Genomic DNA, 21748 nt, shown 5'->3' with positions numbered 1-21748 from the left:
TTACTGGTGATCCGATTTCAGCACCGCCAGGAAAGCGTTTTGGGGGATATCCACATTACCGACCGTCTTCATGCGTTTTTTCCCGGCTTTCTGTTTTTCAAGAAGTTTGCGCTTCCGGCTAATGTCGCCGCCGTAACATTTTGCTGTAACATCTTTTCTCAGTGCCGACACATTGGTCCTGGCAATAATGGTGCCGCCGATGGCCGCCTGGATGGCGATCTTGAACATCTGTCTGGGGATCTCCTGCTTGAGCATTTCACATGCGTGGAGTCCCCGTGCTCTCGCGTTGCTTTTGTGAACCAGCTGCGACAGGGCGTCAACCACTTCTCCATTGACGAGAATGTCAAGTTTGGCCAGGTCACTCTTACGGTAATCGAGCATCTCGTAATCAAAAGAGCCGTACCCCTGGGTAATGGATTTGAGCTTGTCGTAAAAGTCATAGATTACTTCGGCCAGGGGCAGTTCGCAGTTGAGTTCGATGCGACCGGGGGTGGGGTAGTGAAAACTGGTGTTTTCGCCCCTTCTTTCCATGCACAGGGTCATAACCGGTCCCATATATTTTTCAGGCATCAGGATGGTAGCCTTGATGAAAGGCTCCTCGATCTTATCGATATGGCCGGGGTCCGGATAATGGGCGGGGTTATCAACGGTAAGCCGGGTTCCGTCGGAAAGGTAGAAGATGTACTGAACTGAAGGCACGGTGAGTATCAGGGAGATATCAAACTCCCGTTCCAGCCGTTCCTGGATAACCTCCAGGTGGAGCAGGCCGAGAAATCCGCACCTGAATCCAAAGCCGAGAGCCGCCGAAGAATCTTTCTCGAAAGTGAGGGCGGCGTCATTGAGTTTGAGTTTTTCAAGCGCTGCGGCAAGATCTTCGTATTCATCGGTACTGATAGGGTAGAGCGATGAGAAAACCACCTGCTGGATCTCTTTGAATCCGGGCAGAGGAGAGGCCGCTGGTTTTGCCGCGTGGGTGATGGTGTCGCCCGGTCTGGTGTCGGCTACGGTCTTTATACCGGCAAGAATATAACCGACCTGCCCTGCAGACAGCTGCTTTTGTGGTTCTTTACGCAGTTTGAAAAGCCCGACTTCTTCAACCCTGTACTGCTGGTTGTTGGACATGAACTTGATCGTCTCCCCCGGCTTGACTGTTCCGTTTATTACCCTGACGGAGATAATGGTCCCTCTGAAAGGATCATAATTGGCGTCGAAAATAAGGAGCTGGAGCGGAGCATCCGGGTCTCCTTCGGGCGGGGGAAGCAGGCTGACTATGGCCTCGAAAATGTCCTCGACTCCGGCACCGGTCTTGGCCGAACAGAGCTGGATGTCGGAACTGTCGAGGCCGAGGTCCTCCTCGATCTGCAGCGCGACTCTCTCAGGTTCTGCCGACGGAAGATCGATTTTATTGATAACGGGAATGATTTCCAGATCATTTTCCATCGCCAGATAGAGGTTTGCCAGTGTCTGCGCCTCGACCCCCTGGGCGGCATCGATGAGCAGCAGCGCACCTTCACAGGAGCTGAGCGCCCTGGAAACTTCGTAACTGAAGTCGACATGTCCGGGAGTATCCACGAGGTTGAGGAGGTAGGGCTTGCCGTCTTTTGCCGTGTATGGGAGACAGATGGTCTGGCTCTTGATGGTGATGCCGCGCTCTCTTTCAATGTCCATGTTGTCGAGCAGCTGGTCTTTGAATTCCCGCTCGGTGACAAGGTCGCAAAGTTGGATCATCCGGTCGGCAAGGGTCGATTTTCCGTGGTCTATGTGCGCAATAATACAAAAATTTCTGATGTTTTTCATGGGTTGTGATAGGGTGTGGCGCAATGGCAGGATAGTGTTCCTAAAACATAGGGGTACTTGTGTTTTTCATTGGTTGGCAATCTTAATATCACATTGGGAAGACTATTAAAATATAATTTTCTACTTAAAGGTACCTGTGGTACAGTTAAGCTAAAGGAATTAGCAAGTTTTGAACCTACGATTTCACGATAATGATTGAATTTTATGGTTCATTGAGTACAATATAAGTTTTTCTGAATTTTCTGGGCGTAATTTTCCGGAGATAGATGTATATGACCGATAATACGATAATCGAGCCTGATATAGAAGCAGAACCTGTCGACAACGCAAAAGATGATGGCGGAGATGAAATAGATACCGGATATGAAAATCCGCTGGTCTCCGTATCTGACGATGAAAATCTTCCTGCCCTCAGTAATCCTGCGCTGCACAGATACCTGCAGGAGATCAGCCAGTACGAGCTGCTGTCCAGGGAGGAAACCGACGAACTGGCGATCAGGTTCCGCGAGGAAGGGGACCAGGACGCCGCCTATCGGCTGGTAAGTTCCAATCTGCGCCTGGTGGTGAAAGTAGCCATGGATTTCCAGAAGTACTGGATGCAGAATTTCATGGATCTGATCCAGGAAGGCAACGTGGGACTGGTGCAGGCCACCAAGAAATTTGACCCGTATCGGGGAGTCAAGTTCTCCTACTATGCAGCCTACTGGATAAGGGCCTACGTCCTCAAGTTTATCATGGACAACTGGCGGCTGGTGAAAATTGGCACCACCCAGGCCCAGCGCAAACTCTTTTTCAGCCTGAACAAGGAGCGAAAACTGCTTGAAGGCCAGGGGTTCAAAGCGGAACCGAAACTGCTTGCCCAGCGGCTCAATGTCAAGGAGAAGGAAGTCGTTGAAATGGGTCAGCGCATGGACAACTGGGACGTGTCGCTGGAGAGTCCAGTCCGGTCTGACTCAGACGATGAGCAGAAGAATTTTCTTCCGAGCAACGGACCCGGTATCGAATCGACCGTGGCGGGCAAGGAGATCAAGGTCAAGCTTGCCGAACTTCTTGAGGTACTGAAGGATAAGCTCAACGATAAAGAGAAAATGATCCTGGAAAAACGTCTGCTTACAGACGAACCGATGACGCTGCAGAACATTGCTGACAAGTTTGATATCTCGCGGGAACGGGTTCGTCAGATTGAGGTCAACCTGCTCAAGAAGATGAAAAAATATCTTGAAACAGAGATGCCCGATATCGTCGATTATTTCGATGGTGAAAAAATTGTAATAGATTCTTCACCCGAGTAAAGAGTTGGTGCAGCGGTCTGCATGATATTATTACCCGCCGTCGACGTGCGCTGGTTTTTCCATTCACGTTGGCGGCTGTTTTTTTGCCGCATCGCCAAATCGTTTTGTGCAGCTCAAGAAGCAGAACCTTGCGCTGTTTTGTTGGTAACAAGATACCATGACAGCTCAACAAAAGACTGGTGATAATGCCTGAGTCTATGCAACAGCAATGCAAATCATGATCAGTCTCAGACGAAGGATAACTGTAAGCTGTCTTCTCCTTTTTCTCCTTCCTGTACATGCGTCTTTTTCCGGCGCCGCCGAGGAGATAGGCCCCAAGAGAAACATTTCCGTTATAAGCAGCTCTCCGGACACCCCGGACTGGAAATATTACTGGGACCTGGCACGGCAACTGGCCGCTGACGAAAAATATGAGCAGGCCGGCCGTATCTATGGCGAAATGTTCAAAATCAAGAACAACATTGAAGAGGCCAACTGGGAATACTGCAAGGTTCTGGAAAAAACAGGCGATCTGGAAAGGATTCAACCGGTGCTTGAGAGCTTGATGGAGCTCGGGCCGAAAAAGATTGACTACCAGCTGATGGCCGGCAGGGTCGCCTTTAAAAAAAAGGACTACAGTGCCGCCGTTGAGCGGTTCGGCGCTGTTTTTGCCACCGACCCTGCGGGAGAGCTCGGAGAGCAGGCGCTTGAAGGTATGGTATACGCGCTGCGGGCGGGTGGTCAGAAACGGTTGGCGTTTCCCCTGCTGGAGCAGCTGGCGGTGCGAAAACCTGACGACCCGGTTATTGATCGAGATCTTGCGTTCGACAGTGCGGAACTCGGGTTCACGGCTAAGGCCGGATACTTTTTTCGCCGGCTGTTAGCCGATGAAAATGTCGGTGACGCAGTTCTTGTCCAGGCTGCCGCCCTGTTCAGGAAAACAGGAGCCGAGCCCGAGCTGGTCGCCGTTCTGACCAGGTATATCAAAAGACATCCCGACGTCGAGGTGTTCAGAAAAGAGCTGGTGGAGCTACTGGAAAAACAGGGCGATTACGAAGCTGTTTTCGGCCATCTGCTCTACCTGTCGGATAACGCACCCGAGCCTGGCAGTTACCTGCTCAGGGGTGGGGACATCGCACTTAACCGGCTGGACCGTCCTGACAAGGCGCTCGGATTATACGAGAGATACCTGGAGCTGCATCCGGATCAGCATAAGGTGGCAGAAAAGATAGCGACGATCCGGGAAGATCTTGCGAACGAACTGGTGGTCCTGGTGGAAAACGGTGCCGGTGATTTTCTGTGGGACGATCTCAGCCGGATCACCGGCAAACGGGAATCGATTTTTGTCAAGATCGCATCCAACCTTGAAAAAAGAAAAAAATATCCGGAATTACTGGTCGTGCTCAATCTGCTGCGTACCACCTCATCAGAAAAGGATGGTATCACTCTTCGCATCGCAAAGCTTAATTTTCTGCTCAAGCAGTATGGCCAGACGTTGACTGAGTTGCAAAAGATAACAAAGAATGGCTGGACCGGGGAATACTATGGTTTGAAAGCCGAATCGCAGCTGGCCATCGGTCAGGAAACAAGTGCGCTGGAATCGTTTTCCAGGTTACTTGCCAAAGACCGAGACGACCAAAAGGTGCGCATGCGGTGTGTAGAACTTGCAGGAAAGCTTGGGCTCGCTGGTGACCAACAGGCTTTCTTCGACTATTTCCTGCACAATGAGAACAGCGCAGTATCCGGCGACTCAATACTTACCCACGTACGGTTGCTGGGGTATAATTATCTGGTGAGCGAAGCGTTGAAAGTCATCGCCTGGGCTGAGAAGGGGAACCGCCTGTCGGCAAGGAACAGGATCGCGCTTGAGATTGAAAAAGCCAGAATTTACTATCGGGTCGGCAATAAACAAAGAGGAGAAACGGTCCTGAGAACCCTCCTCAACGAGGGTCGGACGATTGACCTGGTTATGTTTGAACTCGCGGAGCTGGCCATCGTTTCCAGGAGATACGATGATGCCGATAAGTGGCTTTTTTCTCTCGCCAGACACGGGTACGCATCTGGGTTTTATTATCCCGAATCGGTATACAATATTCGCCTGCATCTGATGCGCGGTAAATTGTTCAGGATGCGCTTTATGTATGAGCGGGCCATAAAAGAGCTGCAGCTGGCCGAGGCTTTGCGTGCAGACGCTATGGAAGAGGCCGGCCACTATCTCGGTCTGCAGAAAGATATTGATATTGAAAGGTTCTATCGGTTTTTTCTGACCAGAAATTACGACAAGGCCAATGAACAGCTGCAAACCAGCCTCAAGCGTAGCGGATTTGATCCCGATATGGCGATGCTGCAACAGCTTCTGAACGAAAAAGTTGTCAACAATAACGCCTTACCAAGCGCAGATCTTGGTGGGCAGCTGTACAGTGGCCCCAATCCGATTGTATCGAGGATGCTGGCGCTTGTCGAAAGGGAGATTGGCTTCCTGAAATATCAGCAGGCAGGAGTTTATTTGCAAACAGTCCTGGAGAAGGTGCCGGGGTCGCTGTTGGCGACGGTGCTCAAGTCGGAGTTGCTGGCAGCTTACGGCAAGACGGAAAATGCCTTGAACAACCTTGCCAAGATACCCGGGAAATATCGCCAGGATGACTATTTTTGCCGTGAGCGGATAGAGCTGGCGCTGCAGGGCGGACAGTATGAGCAGGCCATAACCACCCTTGAGCAGTGTCGTCTTGCGGGCCCCTCGGATCACCACCTCGCCGAGCGCCTGCTGGAAAACGGTGATGTAGAAGGGGCTCTGATGTTATCGCGGATCCTGTGGGCCGGGGGAAATTATGACAGCGCCGTGGAGCTTTATGAAAAGATGCTGTCGCCTACGATTTCAGAACTGTTACGGAAACAATTTTCCCGGGAAAAGGTGAACCTGGAGGAGCTGGTCCCGGAAAGGGGGGTGTGGAGTTCGTTGTCCCAGCTGTTGGATTCGGAACCGGAAATAGTCGACGAGATTATGGAACCGGGTTTTCTGGTCAACAATCTCGGAACCAAGACGGGGGAGATCGTTGCAGAGCAGTTTGAAAAGTACAAATATCACTGGCTGATCGCAAACGAGTATAATGCCAGAAAAGCCATTTTTGCCAGAAATTACCGGTTCGCCGCGCAAAGCTACAAACGCCTTCTGCAGGAGGAAAGTCGCCGTGAAGCGATGGTCGATCTTGCATCGATCTATGATCGCATGGGGGAGTATCGAAAAGAGGCACAGGTCTATGAAAAAATGAAAAGCAGCGGAATCGATATTTCCGGTTATGAGAAAACCATTGAACGGAGCGCCCAGAAAATAAGCCCGCAAAATATTATCGAGACCAATTATCTTGAAAGTGAAGGACGAGCAGGGTTCAAGGATATGGAGAGTTTGTCGGTTGGGACTCTGTTTACCTTTTCCGGAGAACTGGATAAAGAATTTGCGCTTGGCTATCATCACAACAGATACGATGCAAGAGACGGTGAAAACGGGCTGGACACCAATGATTTTTCAATATCGTCGATTTTTGAGATTACCGATAACAACGAGCTTGCGGCAGGGTTTGGATTTGAAAAAATCAGCGACCAGAATGATTCGTTTCTGTTGACCGATATCAGGTTTAAATCCCAGTTTGATGACCATGTCTCGGGGTTTGTGCAATATGTCCAGCAGCCGATAACCGACACTGTGGTAAGTTTACGGGATGAACTGTACACCAAATCTTTTATCACCGGGCTGGGGCTCGATACCTCATTCGGGATGCAGTTTGGCGGTGATTTCAAGTATTCGCTGTACAGCGACGACAACAGGCAGAACAGGGTTCATGGGTACAGCGTCTATTCGCTCTACACCGAGGCGATGCAGGTGGATTTCAGGTATGACTACACATGGCTGGAAAATCAAGATACCAATCCGGTTGTCCTGGCGCCGGAGGAAGCTTCGCCAGCTACAGTTGTAACTTCATATTGGAGCCCCGAGCAATACACCGAACACCGGCTGGGGCTTTTCTTTAAGCATAATTTTCTCGGCTACGAAAAAGGCGGAGACCGTAAAATGAGTTATTATAGTGTTGACGGAGCGGTGAGTGTGGAAGATGATAACAAGTTTGTTTATAGTACCAAGTTTGATATTTTTCTTGAAATGAGCCCCCATTTTTTATTAAAAGGCAATTTTAATTATATGAACGGCGATAATTATCGGGAAACCGGTATGTCGCTGGGTTTGCATTATCGCTGGTAGTTCTGTGATAGTATTTAATTCTGATTCCTGTTTCAGGTTAGTGCAGCCTTTTAGCCTGGCAGGAATTTTTTATGGAGGAGTAGATGGTCGAACGAATTCCCATGTCTAAAAGCGGCAACCAGAATCTTCGTGAAGAGTTGCAGCGTCTTGAGCGTGTTGAACGTGGCGAGGTGGTAAAAGCCATAGAGGTGGCAAGAGAACATGGCGACCTGAAGGAAAATGCCGAATATCATGCGGCCAAAGACCGCCAGGGGCACATTGAGGGCCGGATTCTTGAAATCAAGGATAAACTGTCCAGGGCCGAGGTGATAGATTGTGCCAAAGTGACGACCGAAAAGGTGGTTTTCGGCACCGTGGTGGAGCTTATTGATCTGGATACGGAAGAAGAGGTGACGTATCAGCTGCTGGGACCTGAAGAGGCGGATGTCAAAAAAGGTTCAATTTCGGTGCTGTCTCCCATAGGTCGAAGCATGCTGGGCAAGGAGCAGGGCGACGAGGTGCTTGTGAATACACCCGGGGGAAAAAGAGAGTTCGAAATCGTCAATATCAGATCGAGCAGTTTCTCCTGATAGCGCAGAACAAAAGAAAAGCTGCACTGAAAGAAGATGAGGCGTCAGGGGGTTAATTATTAGCGACCATGATGCCTCTGAGAAATATCGTCAAGACCTGGTCGGCGACTTCTTCGACCGTATAATGGGTCTCAAGCGTTACGTTCCAGACCCTTGAAACCTCGTCAAGGGCGCCGAACAGGATGCGCTTGCTCAGATCAGGGTGAATGTCGGAACGGAACACACCCTTTTCCTGGCCGAATTGGATTATAGTGGTTATTATTCCTGTGTATTCACTGAATTTTTTGTCCCGGTACTGCTTGATTACCTTGTTGGTCTGTCTCAGCTCGATCTGGATGACTTCGGCGAGATTTTTGTTCTTTCTCATTGCTGTAAGATGCTCGATCACGTAAATCCTGAGCATCTCGACAGGGTCGTCATTGGCGGCTAAGAGCTTTTGAGTTTTGCCAAGTATCTTACCGACGCCTTCTTCAAAAACGGAGAGGAGAATGTCATATTTATTGTTGAAATAAAGATAAATTGTCCCATCAGCAACCTTGGCTTCTTTGGCGATATCGGATATCCTGGCCGTAAAAAAACCTTTTTTGGCAAAGACCTTGGTTGCTGCCGTAATTATTTTTGAATGTTTGTTTTCTGCTTTCATTCCTGAAGGGAAAGGATGATTAACGGTAACGTTGAAAACATGAATGACTATTCATTCATGTAATATCAGATCGTCGTTTTGTCAACGATCAATAAATTTACAATTGCTGCCGTGGGAGAAAACAACGCTTTTACATGGTGGTTAACATCACGCTAACTATGAAAAAAAGATTGGAGTAATCTATGAAAATTCTTGTTGTCGGCTCCGGTGGACGTGAACACGCCCTGGTCTGGAAAATCAAGCAGAGCCCGAAGGTTGAAAAGATCTATTGCGCTCCCGGCAATGCTGGAATCGGGCAGATTGCGAATTGTCTCGAAATCGACGCGACAGATATTCAGAAACTGCTCAACTTTGCCAAAACAGAAGGCATAGACCTGACGGTGGTCGGTCCTGAAGCATCGCTTGTGGCCGGCATCGTCGATGTTTTTGAAGAAAACGGATTACGAATCTTCGGTCCCACCCAGAAAGGTGCTGAACTCGAAGGAAGCAAGGTGTTCACCAAGGAGTTTCTGAAAAAATATAAAATTCCCAGCGCTGATTTCGGGGTTTTTGACAGTCGGGAAAAAGCGAAACAGTACATCGACGAAAAGGGTGCCCCCATTGTGGTGAAGGCCGACGGATTAGCGGCCGGCAAAGGTGTGATAGTCGCGCAGACTGTTGAGGAGGCGAAAAATGCCGTCGACGTGATAATGGCGGACAAAGCGTTCGGGGAGGCCGGAAACAAGGTGGTTGTAGAAGAGTGTCTGAAGGGGGAGGAAGCTTCCTTTCTGGCCTTTACCGACGGCAAGACGGTGCTGCCGCTGCCGACATCCCAGGACCATAAGGCGGTATATGAAAATGACGAAGGGCCCAACACCGGAGGTATGGGGGCTTATTCCCCGGCACCGGTTGTCACCGGCGAAATAGCCGAGTTTGTGATGAACAAGGTCATGTTGCCGACCATCAGGGGAATGAAAGAGGAAGGACGTCCCTATAAGGGGATGCTGTACGCCGGGTTGATGATAGACGGGGACAAGGTCAACGTTCTCGAGTTCAACTGCCGGTTTGGTGACCCTGAGGCTCAGCCTCTGCTGATGCGGGTGAAAAGTGATATCATCGACATATTTGAGGCGGCAATAGACGGCAGGCTGGACAAGATCGACATGAAGATCGATCCCCGGCCGACGGTCTGTGTGGTAATGGCCTCCGGCGGATACCCGGGAAGTTATGAGAAGGGGAACGTTATCAGGGGACTGAAAAACGCTTCCGCCATCAAGGGAGTGGAGGTTTTTCATGCAGGTACCGCCAAGCAGGATGACAAAGTTGTCTCGGCTGGTGGTCGTGTCCTTGGCATAACGGCGGTGGGTACAACCCTGCAGGAAGCGATCAATAAGGCTTACGAAGGCGTGGAGGCGATTTCCTGGAACAACTGTTATTTCAGAAGAGATATCGGAGCCAAAGCGTTGAAGCGTACGGGGGGCGGGCAAAAAAAAGCGGTCCAGGTCGGTATATTGATGGGCAGCGATTCTGATCTGCCGATAATGCGTGGCGCATCCGATTTCCTGGTATCCATGGGGATCAGTTGTGAAATGACGGTGGCTTCGGCCCACAGAAGTCCGGAGAGGGCGTTTACCTATGCGTCCACGGCCAAAGAACGCGGCCTGAAGGTGATTATCGCCGGGGCGGGGATGGCAGCTCATCTTGCCGGAGTGATCGCCGCTCATACGGAACTTCCGGTGATCGGGGTGCCGCTTGACGCTTCGCCTTTAGGTGGGATGGATTCACTGCTCTCCACGGTGCAGATGCCCCCGGGAGTTCCGGTGGCCACCATGGGCATAGGTAAGGCCGGGGCGAAAAACGCCGGAGTGTTCGCCTTGAAGATACTTGCCCTCAGTGATCCTGAGTTGGCGGAGAAACTGGTGAAAATGCGGAAGGATATGGCCAGCGAAGTGGAAGAAAAAGCCAGAAATGTCCAGGTCTGATCACCAGTTAAAGAGTCGTATCGGGCGATCGGTTTCCCTTGCCGCCGAATATCTAAGGCAGGGGAAAGTGGTCGCCTTTCCCACCGAAACGTCCTACGGCCTTGCGGTCGATCCGTGTAACGACAGAGCGGTGGAGAGGCTTTTTAGTCTCAAAAAAAGAAGCGCGGATAAACCGATACTTCTCCTGGTTCAAAGGTGCCAACAACTCAATCAGCTGGTCTCAACAATCCCGGACGGTTACAGGGACCTGATGTCCAGGTACTGGCCGGGACCGCTCACGCTTATTTTTCCGGCTCTTGACTGCGTCAACCCAAAATTGACGGCAAACACCAAAACTGTCGGGATCCGTATCAGCCCGCACCCTGTCGCCAGGAGCCTGCTGGCGCATTTCGGCGCCCCGGTAACCGCAACCAGCGCCAACCTCTCAGGGATGGAGGCGGCAGCGTCGGCCGAAGAAGTCCTGACCGTTTTCGGCGACGCTGTCGACTATATTCTCGAAGGCATAGTATCCGCCGGACCGGTCTGGTCGACCATTGTAACCACAAAAAATGGACGTCTGGCCGTTATCAGACAGGGGGAGCTCAAGATAGACGACCAGTTACTGCCGGACGACGGCAGTAACTGAAGGGGAACAGAGGCCTGCATAACTACCCAAGAGCCGGTCACCGGCCGTTAGCGGGTATGCAGGACAAACCGTGTTGAGGCTTAATCCCTGGTAAGACTTCTGTACTTGATCCTGTGGGGCTGATCGGCCTCACTGCCAAGACGGGCTTTTTTGTCTTTTTCGTAATCGGAGTAATTGCCCTCGAACCATACCACCCGCGAATCTCCCTCAAACGCGAGGATATGGGTGGCGATCCGGTCGAGAAACCAGCGGTCGTGACTTATAACCACAGCGCAGCCGCCGAAATTTTCCAGCGCTTCCTCCAGCGCTCTTAAGGTATTGACGTCAAGATCGTTGGTGGGTTCGTCGAGCAGCAGGACGTTTCCGCCCTCTTTCAGGGTTCTTGCAAGATGAACCCTGTTACGCTGTCCTCCCGAGAGAATTCCGACCTTTTTCTGTTGATCGGACCCGGAAAAATTGAACTTGCCGACGTATGCCCTGCTGTTGACCTCCCTGGTGCCCAGCCATACGGTGTCCTGTCCGTCGGATATGGCCTCCCATATCGATTGCTCGGGGTTGAGCTGGTCCCTGTTCTGGTCGACGTAAGCGAGCTTGACGGTCTCACCGACCCTGAGCTCACCGGAGTCGGGATTCTCCTGACCGGTGATCATTTTGAAAAGGGTGGTTTTACCGGCACCGTTTGGTCCAATGACCCCCACAATTCCGCCGGGGGGGAGGGTAAAATTCATATCCCCGACCAGCAGCCTCTCTCCAAAGCCCTTGTTTACCCCTGTTGCTTCGATGACAACCTTGCCAAGCCTGGGACCGGGCGGAATAAAAATTTCAAGATCCTTGGCCAGCTTCTCCGTTTCCGTACCCAGCAGTTTTTCATAGGAGCTTATGCGCGCCTTGGACTTGACCCTTCTGCCCTTGGGACTCATCTTGATCCACTCCAGCTCTCTTTTCAGGGTCCTCTGTCGATCGGACTCTTTCTTTTCCTCGAGGGCCAGCCGTTTCTGCTTCTGGTCAAGCCAGGATGAATAGTTTCCCTTCCACGGGATTCCGACTCCTCTATCCAGCTCAAGAATCCATCCGGCGACGTTGTCGAGGAAATAGCGGTCGTGGGTGACGGCGATGATAGTACCGGGATAGGATTGCAGGTGATGTTCCAGCCAGGCGACCGATTCGGCGTCCAGATGGTTGGTCGGCTCGTCAAGAAGCAATATATCAGGCTGCTTCAAGAGTATCCGGCAAAGAGCCACTCTTCGTTTTTCCCCACCGGAGAGGACCTTGCATAATGTATCAGACGGCGGGCAGCGCAGAGCGTCCATCGCCATTTCGAGGCGGCTGTCGAGATCCCAGGCGTTCAAGGTGTCGAGCCTGTCCTGCACCACGCCCTGTCTGTCGATGAGATCCTGCATCTCTTCGTCTGACATGGGCTCGGCGAATTTTTCGTTGATCTCGTTGAACTCATTGAGCAGGTCGACCGTGTCCTGCACTCCTTCTTCGACAATCTGTTTCACGGTTTTTTCCGGGGAAAGCTCCGGTTCCTGTGGCAGATAATCAACCTTTAGCCCGGGGGACAGGTGGGTCTCGCCGTTGAATTCGGTATCTATTCCGGCCAGAATCTTCAACAGCGTACTTTTGCCCGAGCCGTTGAGTCCGAGGACACCGATCTTGGCGCCGTAAAAATAGGAGAGTGAGATATCTTTTAAGACAGGTTTGTTGTCATAATATTTACTCACTCTGATCATCGAGTAGATAATCTTTTTGTCATCTGTGCTCATAATATGAACCTTGATTATAGGGTAATATACAGTGGGTGATGGTTAATGCTCGCCCGGCGGGAAACCCTGGCGCCGGAGTGCAGATAATACAAAAAAAAGCGTGATAATCAAGCAAATGATTATCACGCTTTCTGCCGGAGTCAGAACCAGGCGGTCTGCAAGCCTTGTGTTGTGGTCCTATTTATCTTCCGAGAGTTTTTTGGCGACCAAGATACCAGCGGCGCCAAGCAGTCCGAGTCCCTGAAGCTGTTTTACCGCCGGTTTAACCAGTGATGCTATCATGGCGCGTCTTCTCACCTTATTCATATCGGCCAGCTCTGGGGTGTAGCTGTTGAAAAGAAGAGCCATGTCCTTTTTCTTGCCTATATACCTCGAGTTCGGTCCCAAATCCCCGCCTTCAGCCTCAAGTCCCTTGGCGCCTTTTTTGACATATTTGGCCACCTCCGAGTTCGGATCGTCGAGATCGCCGAAAATACGCGCCCCGGTTATGCAGGTCTGGACGCACGCGGGCTCCAGGCCGGCCTGCAGACGAGGCTGGCAGTAGGTGCATTTGTCAACCTTGCCGTCTTCTGAAACGTCGTCGGTCAGGTCCGGGTTGACATAGCGGGCATTATACGGACAGGCGTCGGCGCAGGCGCCGCAACCTATGCATCTGTTCTTGTCCACCTGTACGGTTCCGTCGAAAGGATCCTTCCAGGTTGCCGCAACCTCCATGGTAACGGTTTTGCCGGTCTTGGGATCGGTAAACGTTACGTCTTCGGTGTCGGCCGGACATTCGGGAACGCATACCGGTTCGGTGCAGTGGTTGCACAGTCCGGGATAGTAGGTGGCTGCAATCTCATTGCCCACCTTGCTTGGGCCCATGCGATAGACCCAGTTTCTGTTAAATTCTACGGGGACCTCCCACTCTGCTTTGCAGGCGATGGTACAGGCGTGGCAGCCAACACATCGTTCAAGGTCGATAATCATTCCATATTGCATTGTATCCTCCTGAATTTACCTTTAAAGCTGAATTTAGGCCGAAGTGGGAATATCGAGAACCTTACCGTCTTTGACGAGCTTGACGAAGTTGGTCCTCATGCCGTGCGCCCCGGTTTCCTCATCAACGGTAATTTTGGTGATAAGGCTCTGGTCGTCGACCCCGGCGTCTGCACCAACAGTCAGCAGCGGGTTGGCCGAACCGTAGCCGTGGGCCATGTAAATAGCATCTTTTCTGATGCCGGGGGTGGTCTTTACCGTGGTGGTTGTACGCGATGAAAAGCCGTCCTGGTTGACCAGACCGACGGTATCTCCGTCGGACAGCCCCATCTTGGCGGCCAGTTCATCATTGATCCACACCGGATTTTCCGGCATCGCCCTGTTGAGCCATACGTTGTTCTGGGTTCTGTTGAATGTATGGACCGGTACCCGGCCGTAGAGAAGACGGGTGTAGCCCGCAGGCGGTGGCTCGGTCGGTTTGTAGGTTGGTATTCCAGGAAATCCGGCGTCTTCGATGTCCTCATTGTAAAACAGTACTTCGAAATCCTCCGGCATGGCGTACGGGTCTTTGCCCGGACGTGTATGGATACCGCCCTCTTTTCTGACCTGATCCAGGGTAAGACCCGCAACTTCCAGGTTCTTCTCCACCATCTCCATGGCGGATGATACGGGGATCTCTTTTTCAAACCCCATGCGCCTGGCTATTTCGTTGGTTATATACACCTGGTCTTTTCGTTCGAACATTGGCTCGGCAAGCGGCATACGCGGAGCGATGAACTGGAGGTGGTTGTCGGCGAAATCCCACTGGGTTCCGGTCTTTATATAGTCGTATCTTTCCAGGTAACTTACTTCAGGCAGCAGGATGTCGGCCCACATGGTCACATCGGTTGGCATGACATCCACGCACATGACGAAATCCATCTGCTTCAGGACCTCTTTCATCTTGTCCTGTCCGGGAATGGTCTGGATCGGGTTCTGACCCCAGATGACACATCCTTTTATCGGGTATGGTTTACCCGTAAGCGCCGCATCCCGGATCAGTTCCGTCGGGGTGCCCGGAGGGGCGTAAGGGTAGAGACGTTCCTCATCTTCGTTCATGTTGAGGTTGTGCTCATCGCCGTGATCATGCTTGGCCCAGCTGATAGCACCGACTTTGGGACCTTTACCCGGAACCCAGCCGCCCTTGACGTAAAAGGCTCCGAGCAGACCGGTGAGGCAGGCCAGGGCGCGCTGGCGCTGAAAATCGTTGCCATACCAGGATACATGGCGTCCCGGATGAATGGAGACGTTTGGCGAGTTAGCGGCAAGAAGTTCGGCAACCTCCTTGATCTGAGCGGCAGGGATGTCGCATTCAGCGGCGGCTTTTTCAAGAGTCCACTGCTTGATCCCTGCCTGCAGTTCTTCAAGGCCATCGCCATACTCATCGACGAACTCCTCATCGTATTTTTTGTTGATGATGAGGTAGTTCATGATCGCCAGCAGAAAGGCGGTATCGGTACCCGGCTTTATACGGACCCACACGTCGGATTTTGCTGCCGATGCTGAAAACCTGGGGTCCACCACGATAAGTTTGGCCCCGTTCTCGAGCCCTTTGATGTACCGCTTGATATGGCTGACATGAACATTTTCGCCAAAATGACCGCCCAGGAGCATGATGACCTTGGCGTTGGGCATATCCACGTTTTCTCCGGGAGCTTTGCCGATGGTGGCTAGGTAGGCGGTGTCGCGGATACCGCGGCACTGGTAGAAGGACGCCTCGCTCACATTGTGGGTGCCGAGGGTACGCTCCATGAAGTGCATCGGATATTTGGCGCTGGAACCGTGCGGGAACATGCACAATCCCTGGGCACCGTATTTTTCGTGAACCTGCTTGAGCTTGGTGCCGCACTCGTCAAGTGCTTCCTGCCAGCTGATTCTTTTCCACTTCGGGTTGCCCCTTTCGCCGACATTCTTGAGGGGGTATTTCAGCCTGTCCGGGTCGTAAAGAAGCTTGATACCCGCATTACCACGGGCACAGATACTGGTTCCGTTATCGATGGACTTCGGGTTGCCTTCAAGCTTTATGAGGCGGTCGCCCCGTTTCTTGCCGACCAGCTGGCAACGCCAGAAACACATCTCGCATACCCCGCCAACGACCGTTTCGTCGCCGAAGGAGCCGGTGCTTTCAAGGGGTGAACGCTGTATGGATGTTTCAGAGGCGATTGCTTCCGAAAGTGGTAACGCAACTGCTGCCAGTGAGGCAGATTGTAAGAATTTACGCCTCGTTAAATTAAACGCCATATTACTCTTCCTCCTTTGTGAAAAAATCAATAAGGCTAATTATGATACGATAAAAGGGATGTTGAGCCGTTTGTTTTACCCTTTCTGCAAAGGCTCGAAACCAGGGCAGAAAAAAGCGGGCAAGAAACTCGCGCTCGATTTCCACGTTTCTGTCTTCTGCAAGAAACGAAAGAAACTCCAGTTGATGCACTATACTGTCGGGAAGGTCCGCGCCGACACCCAGGTCAAACCCATGAGACCTGTAGTAGAGCAGTATGTTTTCCGAATATTTTCCCCGCAGGGTTTTTTCCAGGTAAACCGAACCATAGGGCGGAGCCGCCACGTGTGGAACACCGTTGATGAAAAGCCGGGTGTGTTCTACCTGCAGATCTTCGAGAGCGTCGCTGCTTGCATCCACAGCCTGCATAAGCGACTTTTTCTCTTCACTCGCACCAAGGTGGTCTAGCAGCAGGTAAAGAGAGCTGTAATAGTGTTCGGTGAGCCACTCAGCCGATGGATACTGCATGCTCTGGGCACAAAAACGGTAAATGGTTGCGACATGGTCGGCGGCGGAACTGTTTTGCATTTAATGTTCAGGTCGTGAGAAGGCTGAATGGAGAAAACGGCGGATTCTCGTAAGATGAATGACACCACTAAGGTACTACAATGTAATTGAATCATATTCTACTTACATGAAGTGGGTTTGTAAATACCACAATGTAGTAATGGGCGCTCTTTTGGTTCTGTGCAGCTTATGATTAATATTTAGTAAAATATAAAAAAAACAGAAAGATAAGCAGCGCAGCAACACAACAGGAGAATGCAGATAATAAATTAAAAGCTAAAATAGATCGGGCTGTCTATTGCCAGACTGCCGGTGCTCTGCTGGCAACGGCCAGGTTTCAGCTGCATGATCGGGGCAGGTCCGAGGTTAAAAATGTTACCAGCGGCCTCTGGAAAAGCAGCGGGTCCCGGCGTCCGGTGAGTTCACGAATGGAGTGCATGCCAAGGGTCGGGGCCCCGACATCAACGCCGTTAACGCCGAGCCTGGCGGCGGTCATCGGACCTATGGTAGAACCGCAGGCGAGGTCGCTGCGCATAACGAACTCCTGGCAGTCGACAGCGCAGATCCTGCAAAGCTGTTTGTAAACTGCGGAACTGAAACCGGAAGAGGTGTATCTCTGGTTGGCGTTTATTTTTATTACCGGGCCCTTGTTGAGATGAATTTCATGGCCGGGATCGGTCTTCTCTGGATAATTGGGGTGGGTGGCGTGTGCGTTGTCTGCCGAGATCAGAAAAGATGAGGCAAGGGCCAGCCTTCTTTCACCGTCTTCGGGGATGATTCGTTCCAGGACAGCCGAGATAAAGGATCCCTGTGCTCCGGCCGCAGACAGCGAACCGTTTTCTTCATGGTTGGAGCAGAAGAGGATGCTGTTTTTGGTCCGGTCGGTTTGGATAAGAGCTGTCAGGCCGGCGTGGCAACTCAGCAGATTGTCAAGTCTGGGGGCGGAGATGAAGTCGTTATTCACCCCGGTATAAATTGGGCCCTGGTGATCGTAACAGAAAAGATCGTAGCCAAGGATCTCCCGCCCGGACGCTTCCGGATGTTCTCTTGCCATTTGATCCTTTAAAATCTCGGTAAAGTCCGGCAACTGTTTTGCTACCGACTGGCCGATGATGGGGGGCAGGTGTTTCTGCTGGTTGATATCCGGTTTTGAATTAGCCTCCCGAAACAGATGAATGGCGATGCTTGGAATGGTAACGAGCGGCCTTGCAAAATCGACGAGAAAAACGTCTATCGACCCGTCGTCCCGGGCTACGCATACCCTGCCGGCAATGGAGAGGTCCCGGTCAAACCAAGGTGCCAGCAGGCTTCCTCCGTAGACCTCGACCGCTAGCTGGTGAAAAGATCCGGTCTTCACATCAGGTTTTGGCTTAAGCTGCAGACATGGACTGTCGGTGTGGGCACCGATTATCCTGAAGCCGTCGGTGATCTTCTCGTCTGTCCCAAGGGTAAATGCGGTGATTGCTCCCTGTTGCCTGACGACATAGTACGATCCCTTGGACAGCTGCCCCCATGACTGTTGTTCTCTGAGCCTTGTAAAGCCGTGTTGCTGCAAGATGCGGCTCATCTGCGCGACGCAGTGAAACGGGGTCGGGGACGCAGACAGAAATGAGAACAGTTGCTGGTTGTACAGACTGGTATCCATGATGAATCCCTTTGCAATCGTTTATCAGTTATATTTTTCCTCAAGGGTGTACAGCTTTTCGAGATATTCCTGGCGGAACTTGAGGCGTTTCCCGCCGTTTTCCATCTCCTCAATCAGAGACGAGATGGCGGGACGCAGGTCTATTCCGTGGCGGCTGTTGCCTTCGTCGTTGGCCCTGTCTATGACCAGGATCGCATAAAAGGTGACAGCCATGCGCGAGCTGGAGTCCCTGCGGAACAGATACAGCCGTCCGCCCATGGTGTTGATGAGAAAGCTTGCGTAATCGTACAGCGGTTCCGATCGCAGGTTTATGGAATATTCGCTGCGCAGCAACTGCGGTTGACTGGTCAGTGCATAGAAGGACTCGAGCATGGTTTCAAGGGAGTCTTTTTCCCGATCGAGGATCCCCTTGAGTACGACGATATTTTCCTTGCCGAGGATCCGGAAAAAATGTGCGGTGTTTTTCAACAGGGTGAAAAGGTCGTCTGTTTCCCGGGTCACGGTTGGAGGATGATCGATCAGCTGCTGGATCAGTCTTGAAAAATGGATTTTACTGTCTGCAGGCAGGTTGAACTCCTTCATGTAGGGTTGGCGGTCGAGATGGTGGTAAAACTCGTTGAGCGTCTTCACATGATGAAGGTACTGATAATCGAAGGAAATTGTGTCATTGTCGTCTCCAGAAGGCTGTGAGGTCTGGGGTTGCCTGGCAACTGCGGATGGTGCAGCCTGTTCGTTTGCCTGGCCGTCAGAGTCTGCACCACCGGGATCTTGCCCGTTGTCTTCGTTGACCTCTTTTTCCGGCGCCTCCTCACTATTTCCCGCTTTAATTTCTATTCTTCCCGTATCCGCTTCCGGCGTGATCTCCTGCATCGCCTGGCCAGGAGAATAGGGGGCGACAACGTCGCGGCTGGATTTCTTCAGGTAAAAATAAAAACCAAAACAAATAATAATTACAATGAGTAGTATGGATTTGACCGGAATGTTGGAGCGTCTCCTGGTTCTTGACTGGCGAACGGGCTTTTCGTCCGTTTTGTTTTCTTGACTCATCGGTACCATAGGTTGGGGTGGTTGAACAGTTTGTTTATTCACAAAAAAATAATCTATTCAAAGTATAAAGTCACGAAAGTTTAGACCATTAAACCAACGTCACCGCTTAAATACAAGGTCATCTGCCATGGAGGATTGTGGTCAGGGTATCGCCTGCGACTTGTAATAATGCTTGACTAGGATGGCGGAACACACTATTTTGAAACCGCAAAAATTTACATATTCTTCGTTATTTCAATATATATTTTAGTACATTTTAGGCATTACAAGATTAATTCAATTTGGAGGCAAAAAATGGCAATTTGCGTAGTTGGACACTCGAACCCCGATACCGATTCCGTTACTGCAGCAATCGCTCTGGCGGCTCTGATGAATGCTCAGGGAAAAGAAGCAAAGGCCTGTATGCAGATCGCAGCTGACAATCTCAACCCGGAATCCACCACGGTGCTGAAACGGTTCGGCCTTGCAGCGCCTGAACTGCTTGAGGACGCTGGCGGAAAGGAAATTGCTCTGGTCGACTTCAGCGACCTGGCGCAGGGGCCGGCAAACCTGGATAAAGCAGAGATCGTCGCAGTCGTTGATCATCACAAGATCGGTGACATTACCACCAACAATCCTATTCTTTTTCGTGCCGAGCCGGTTGGCTGTACCGGTACCGTCCTGAACAAGATGTTCAAGGATGCAGGTGTTGCAATACCAAAAGACGTTGCCGGCGGTATGCTTTCGGCTATCCTGAGTGATACCGTGAACTTCAAGTCCCCCACCTGCACCGAAGATGACAAGGTTGCCGTTAGTGAACTCAAAGGCGTTGCCGGCGTTGACGACACCGACGAGCTGTTCATGGAAATGCTCAAGGCCAAATCCTCTGTAGACGGAGTTCCGGCAAAAGACCTGCTGTTCCGCGACTACAAGGATTTCGACATGAACGGTAACAAGGTAGGAGTGGGCCAGCTTGAACTCGCTACTCTTGACCAGGTAGCCGATATCCGTGCAGACCTGATGAAGGCGATGGAACAAGTAAAGGCCGATGGTCGTCACTCGGTACTTCTCATGCTTACCGACGTGGTCAAAGAGGGGACCGATCTCGTTGTGCTTTCCGATGACCCCGCACTCATTGAAAAAGCCTTCGATAGCAAGCTCGACGGCAGCTCAATGTGGATTCCGGGCATGATGAGCCGGAAAAAGCAGACCGTGCCGAACCTGCAGAACGCGTTCGGCTGCTAACAAAAAAGCTCAGTTATCAAGTGCATCCCTGCAAGGGGATGCACCGAGTAGGGCGGGGAAATCAGCGTAAGCTGGCTTCCCCCTTTTTTTAGCGGTTTTCAAAACGGCGTCGTTAGTTTTGTGACGTTTAAAAGGAGGCGTCAAGCTTGTCAACGATGTCGTCTATCGCAGATGACTCTGACACCGGCCTGATCTTGTGAAAACTAAGGGCGAAGGTGTCCCGTCCCTTTTCTGGTAGCATTGTCTGTGTCTGCTGCAACTCTTCGATCCGATCCGTTAAGCTTTCTTTCTGTTTGCTGAGTATGCTGATCGTCTGCTGTATTGACTCCTGATTACTGCCGTTGCTGCTGCGCAAATAAACGGCTAGTGACTTTTCAACCTGTGCCAACCGCTTTTTCAAGCGCGTGACATCGCTTTTTTTCTGTTCTGACCATTGTCCGTGAGAGCCATAATCGATATCAAGTTGGCCGAGATATTTGCCGCGTGATGTTGTCTGGACCAGGAGGGTGTGGCTTTCGAGGATGGTTTTGGTGTTCCCCTTGTTCGGTGAGCTTCCGAGTATAAGATTTATTTTCGGAAAATTGCGGGCAAGCTCCTGTTCCTCTTTAGGGGAAAGAGTCGAGAGAACGATAAAAAAAGTTGCCTTCGACCCTATATCATCCAGGCATGATCTCAGAGACGCTCGCCAGTCACCAACGGTGAAATCGCTGGGTAAAAGTGCTGTTTTCCCGGTAAGGCCGATGATCGCGAGGGTTGCATCACCGAACTTTTTAATCAGGTAGGGTTGAAAAAAAGGGACTCCGCCATTGAGCGAGACATTGGCAGAGAGCCAGGTGAACGAGGCGGCCTCTTCAGGTTCGCCCGTAAAAAACTCGGCACCGGCGGCGAGGTCGTGCGGCGACAGACAGACTGCGTCGTAGCCCATCAGGCTGTATGACCGGACAATGGCCCGGGCCACCTGCAACGATCTTTCGGGGATACTGGGTCCTGGGGTTTTTGAAAACAGCAGGTTACCGGAGTCGAGCAGTAACGGTGGCCTCTGGTCTTTTTTTGCGATAAGTGATGTAACAAGAGATGCTTTACCCGGCAGCCCGCCAAGTTTGCCGGAGCCTCACCCGCAAGGTTTGTATTCTCCGGCGACGTTGG

General features: G+C 51.4%; 15 protein-coding genes. 6 read left to right on the top strand and 9 right to left on the bottom strand.

What is annotated here, in order from left to right; all coding sequences use genetic code 11:
• Complete coding sequence (gene lepA / locus BLQ17_RS08905; RefSeq protein ID WP_092221976.1) at window positions 1-1797, bottom strand: translation elongation factor 4; 1797 nt, start codon at window positions 1795-1797, stop codon at window positions 1-3.
• Window positions 1798-2069: 272 nt separating this feature from the next.
• On the opposite strand from lepA, the gene BLQ17_RS08900 reads away from it, so the two are divergent.
• The 3 genes from BLQ17_RS08900 (at window position 2070) to greA (ending at window position 7889) form a co-directional block, all read left to right on the top strand.
• Complete coding sequence (locus tag BLQ17_RS08900; protein WP_092222043.1) at window positions 2070-3089, top strand: sigma-70 family RNA polymerase sigma factor; 1020 nt, start codon at window positions 2070-2072, stop codon at window positions 3087-3089.
• A gap of 217 nt (window positions 3090-3306) precedes the next feature.
• Window positions 3307-7320 (top strand): tetratricopeptide repeat protein, encoded by a 4014-nt coding sequence (locus BLQ17_RS08895; protein WP_092221974.1) that lies wholly within the window; start codon window positions 3307-3309, stop codon window positions 7318-7320.
• A gap of 83 nt (window positions 7321-7403) precedes the next feature.
• Window positions 7404-7889: a transcription elongation factor GreA gene (gene greA, locus BLQ17_RS08890; protein ID WP_092221972.1), complete on the top strand. Its 486-nt coding sequence runs from the start codon at window positions 7404-7406 to the stop codon at window positions 7887-7889.
• Window positions 7890-7941: 52 nt separating this feature from the next.
• Here greA and BLQ17_RS08885 read toward each other — a convergent pair whose 3' ends face one another.
• The gene (locus BLQ17_RS08885; protein WP_092221970.1) at window positions 7942-8532 is read right to left on the bottom strand and encodes a TetR/AcrR family transcriptional regulator; all 591 of its coding nucleotides are present in this window, start codon (window positions 8530-8532) and stop codon (window positions 7942-7944) included.
• A 182-nt stretch (window positions 8533-8714) separates the two neighbouring features.
• Between BLQ17_RS08885 and purD the strand changes: the two genes are divergently transcribed.
• Together purD and BLQ17_RS08875 are read left to right on the top strand one after the other, a co-directional pair.
• The gene (gene purD, locus BLQ17_RS08880) at window positions 8715-10493 is read left to right on the top strand and encodes a phosphoribosylamine--glycine ligase (protein ID WP_092221968.1); all 1779 of its coding nucleotides are present in this window, start codon (window positions 8715-8717) and stop codon (window positions 10491-10493) included.
• Window positions 10480-11118, top strand: coding sequence for an L-threonylcarbamoyladenylate synthase (locus BLQ17_RS08875; RefSeq protein WP_092221966.1), 639 nt, complete (start codon window positions 10480-10482; stop codon window positions 11116-11118). Before purD ends, BLQ17_RS08875 begins: the two co-directional genes overlap by 14 nt.
• Window positions 11119-11198: 80 nt before the next feature.
• Here the strand turns inward: BLQ17_RS08875 and ettA are convergent, their stop codons facing one another.
• From ettA to BLQ17_RS08845, 6 genes are all read right to left on the bottom strand, one after another.
• Window positions 11199-12884 (bottom strand): energy-dependent translational throttle protein EttA, encoded by a 1686-nt coding sequence (gene ettA / locus BLQ17_RS08870; RefSeq protein WP_092221964.1) that lies wholly within the window; start codon window positions 12882-12884, stop codon window positions 11199-11201.
• Window positions 12885-13061: 177 nt separating this feature from the next.
• Window positions 13062-13865 carry a 4Fe-4S dicluster domain-containing protein gene (locus tag BLQ17_RS08865; protein ID WP_092221962.1) on the bottom strand — a complete coding sequence of 268 codons (804 nt, stop codon included), beginning with the start codon at window positions 13863-13865 and terminating at the stop codon, window positions 13062-13064.
• 33 nt (window positions 13866-13898) lie between these two features.
• Complete coding sequence (locus BLQ17_RS08860; protein WP_092221960.1) at window positions 13899-16142, bottom strand: molybdopterin-containing oxidoreductase family protein; 2244 nt, start codon at window positions 16140-16142, stop codon at window positions 13899-13901.
• 1 nt (window position 16143) lies between these two features.
• The gene (locus tag BLQ17_RS08855) at window positions 16144-16707 is read right to left on the bottom strand and encodes a TorD/DmsD family molecular chaperone (RefSeq protein ID WP_092221958.1); all 564 of its coding nucleotides are present in this window, start codon (window positions 16705-16707) and stop codon (window positions 16144-16146) included.
• Window positions 16708-17023: 316 nt separating this feature from the next.
• Window positions 17024-18331, bottom strand: coding sequence for a M18 family aminopeptidase (locus BLQ17_RS08850; protein WP_092221956.1), 1308 nt, complete (start codon window positions 18329-18331; stop codon window positions 17024-17026).
• A 24-nt stretch (window positions 18332-18355) separates the two neighbouring features.
• Window positions 18356-19378, bottom strand: a complete 1023-nt coding sequence (locus tag BLQ17_RS08845; protein ID WP_092221954.1) for a hypothetical protein — start codon at window positions 19376-19378, stop codon at window positions 18356-18358.
• A 294-nt stretch (window positions 19379-19672) separates the two neighbouring features.
• Here BLQ17_RS08845 and BLQ17_RS08840 point away from each other — a divergent pair, with 294 nt between their 5' ends.
• On the top strand, window positions 19673-20602 hold the full coding sequence (locus BLQ17_RS08840; protein ID WP_092221952.1) for a manganese-dependent inorganic pyrophosphatase: 930 nt from the start codon (window positions 19673-19675) through the stop codon (window positions 20600-20602).
• A gap of 127 nt (window positions 20603-20729) precedes the next feature.
• Here the strand turns inward: BLQ17_RS08840 and BLQ17_RS08835 are convergent, their stop codons facing one another.
• Entirely contained in the window at window positions 20730-21560 is an 831-nt protein-coding gene (locus BLQ17_RS08835) for a bifunctional UDP-sugar hydrolase/5'-nucleotidase (protein WP_143005473.1), read from the bottom strand.
• Window positions 21561-21748 lie beyond the last annotated feature (188 nt).

Source organism: Desulforhopalus singaporensis, from assembly GCF_900104445.1.
Classification (GTDB): domain Bacteria; phylum Desulfobacterota; class Desulfobulbia; order Desulfobulbales; family Desulfocapsaceae; genus Desulforhopalus_A; species Desulforhopalus_A singaporensis.
This window is presented reverse-complemented; position numbering and strand designations above follow the sequence as displayed.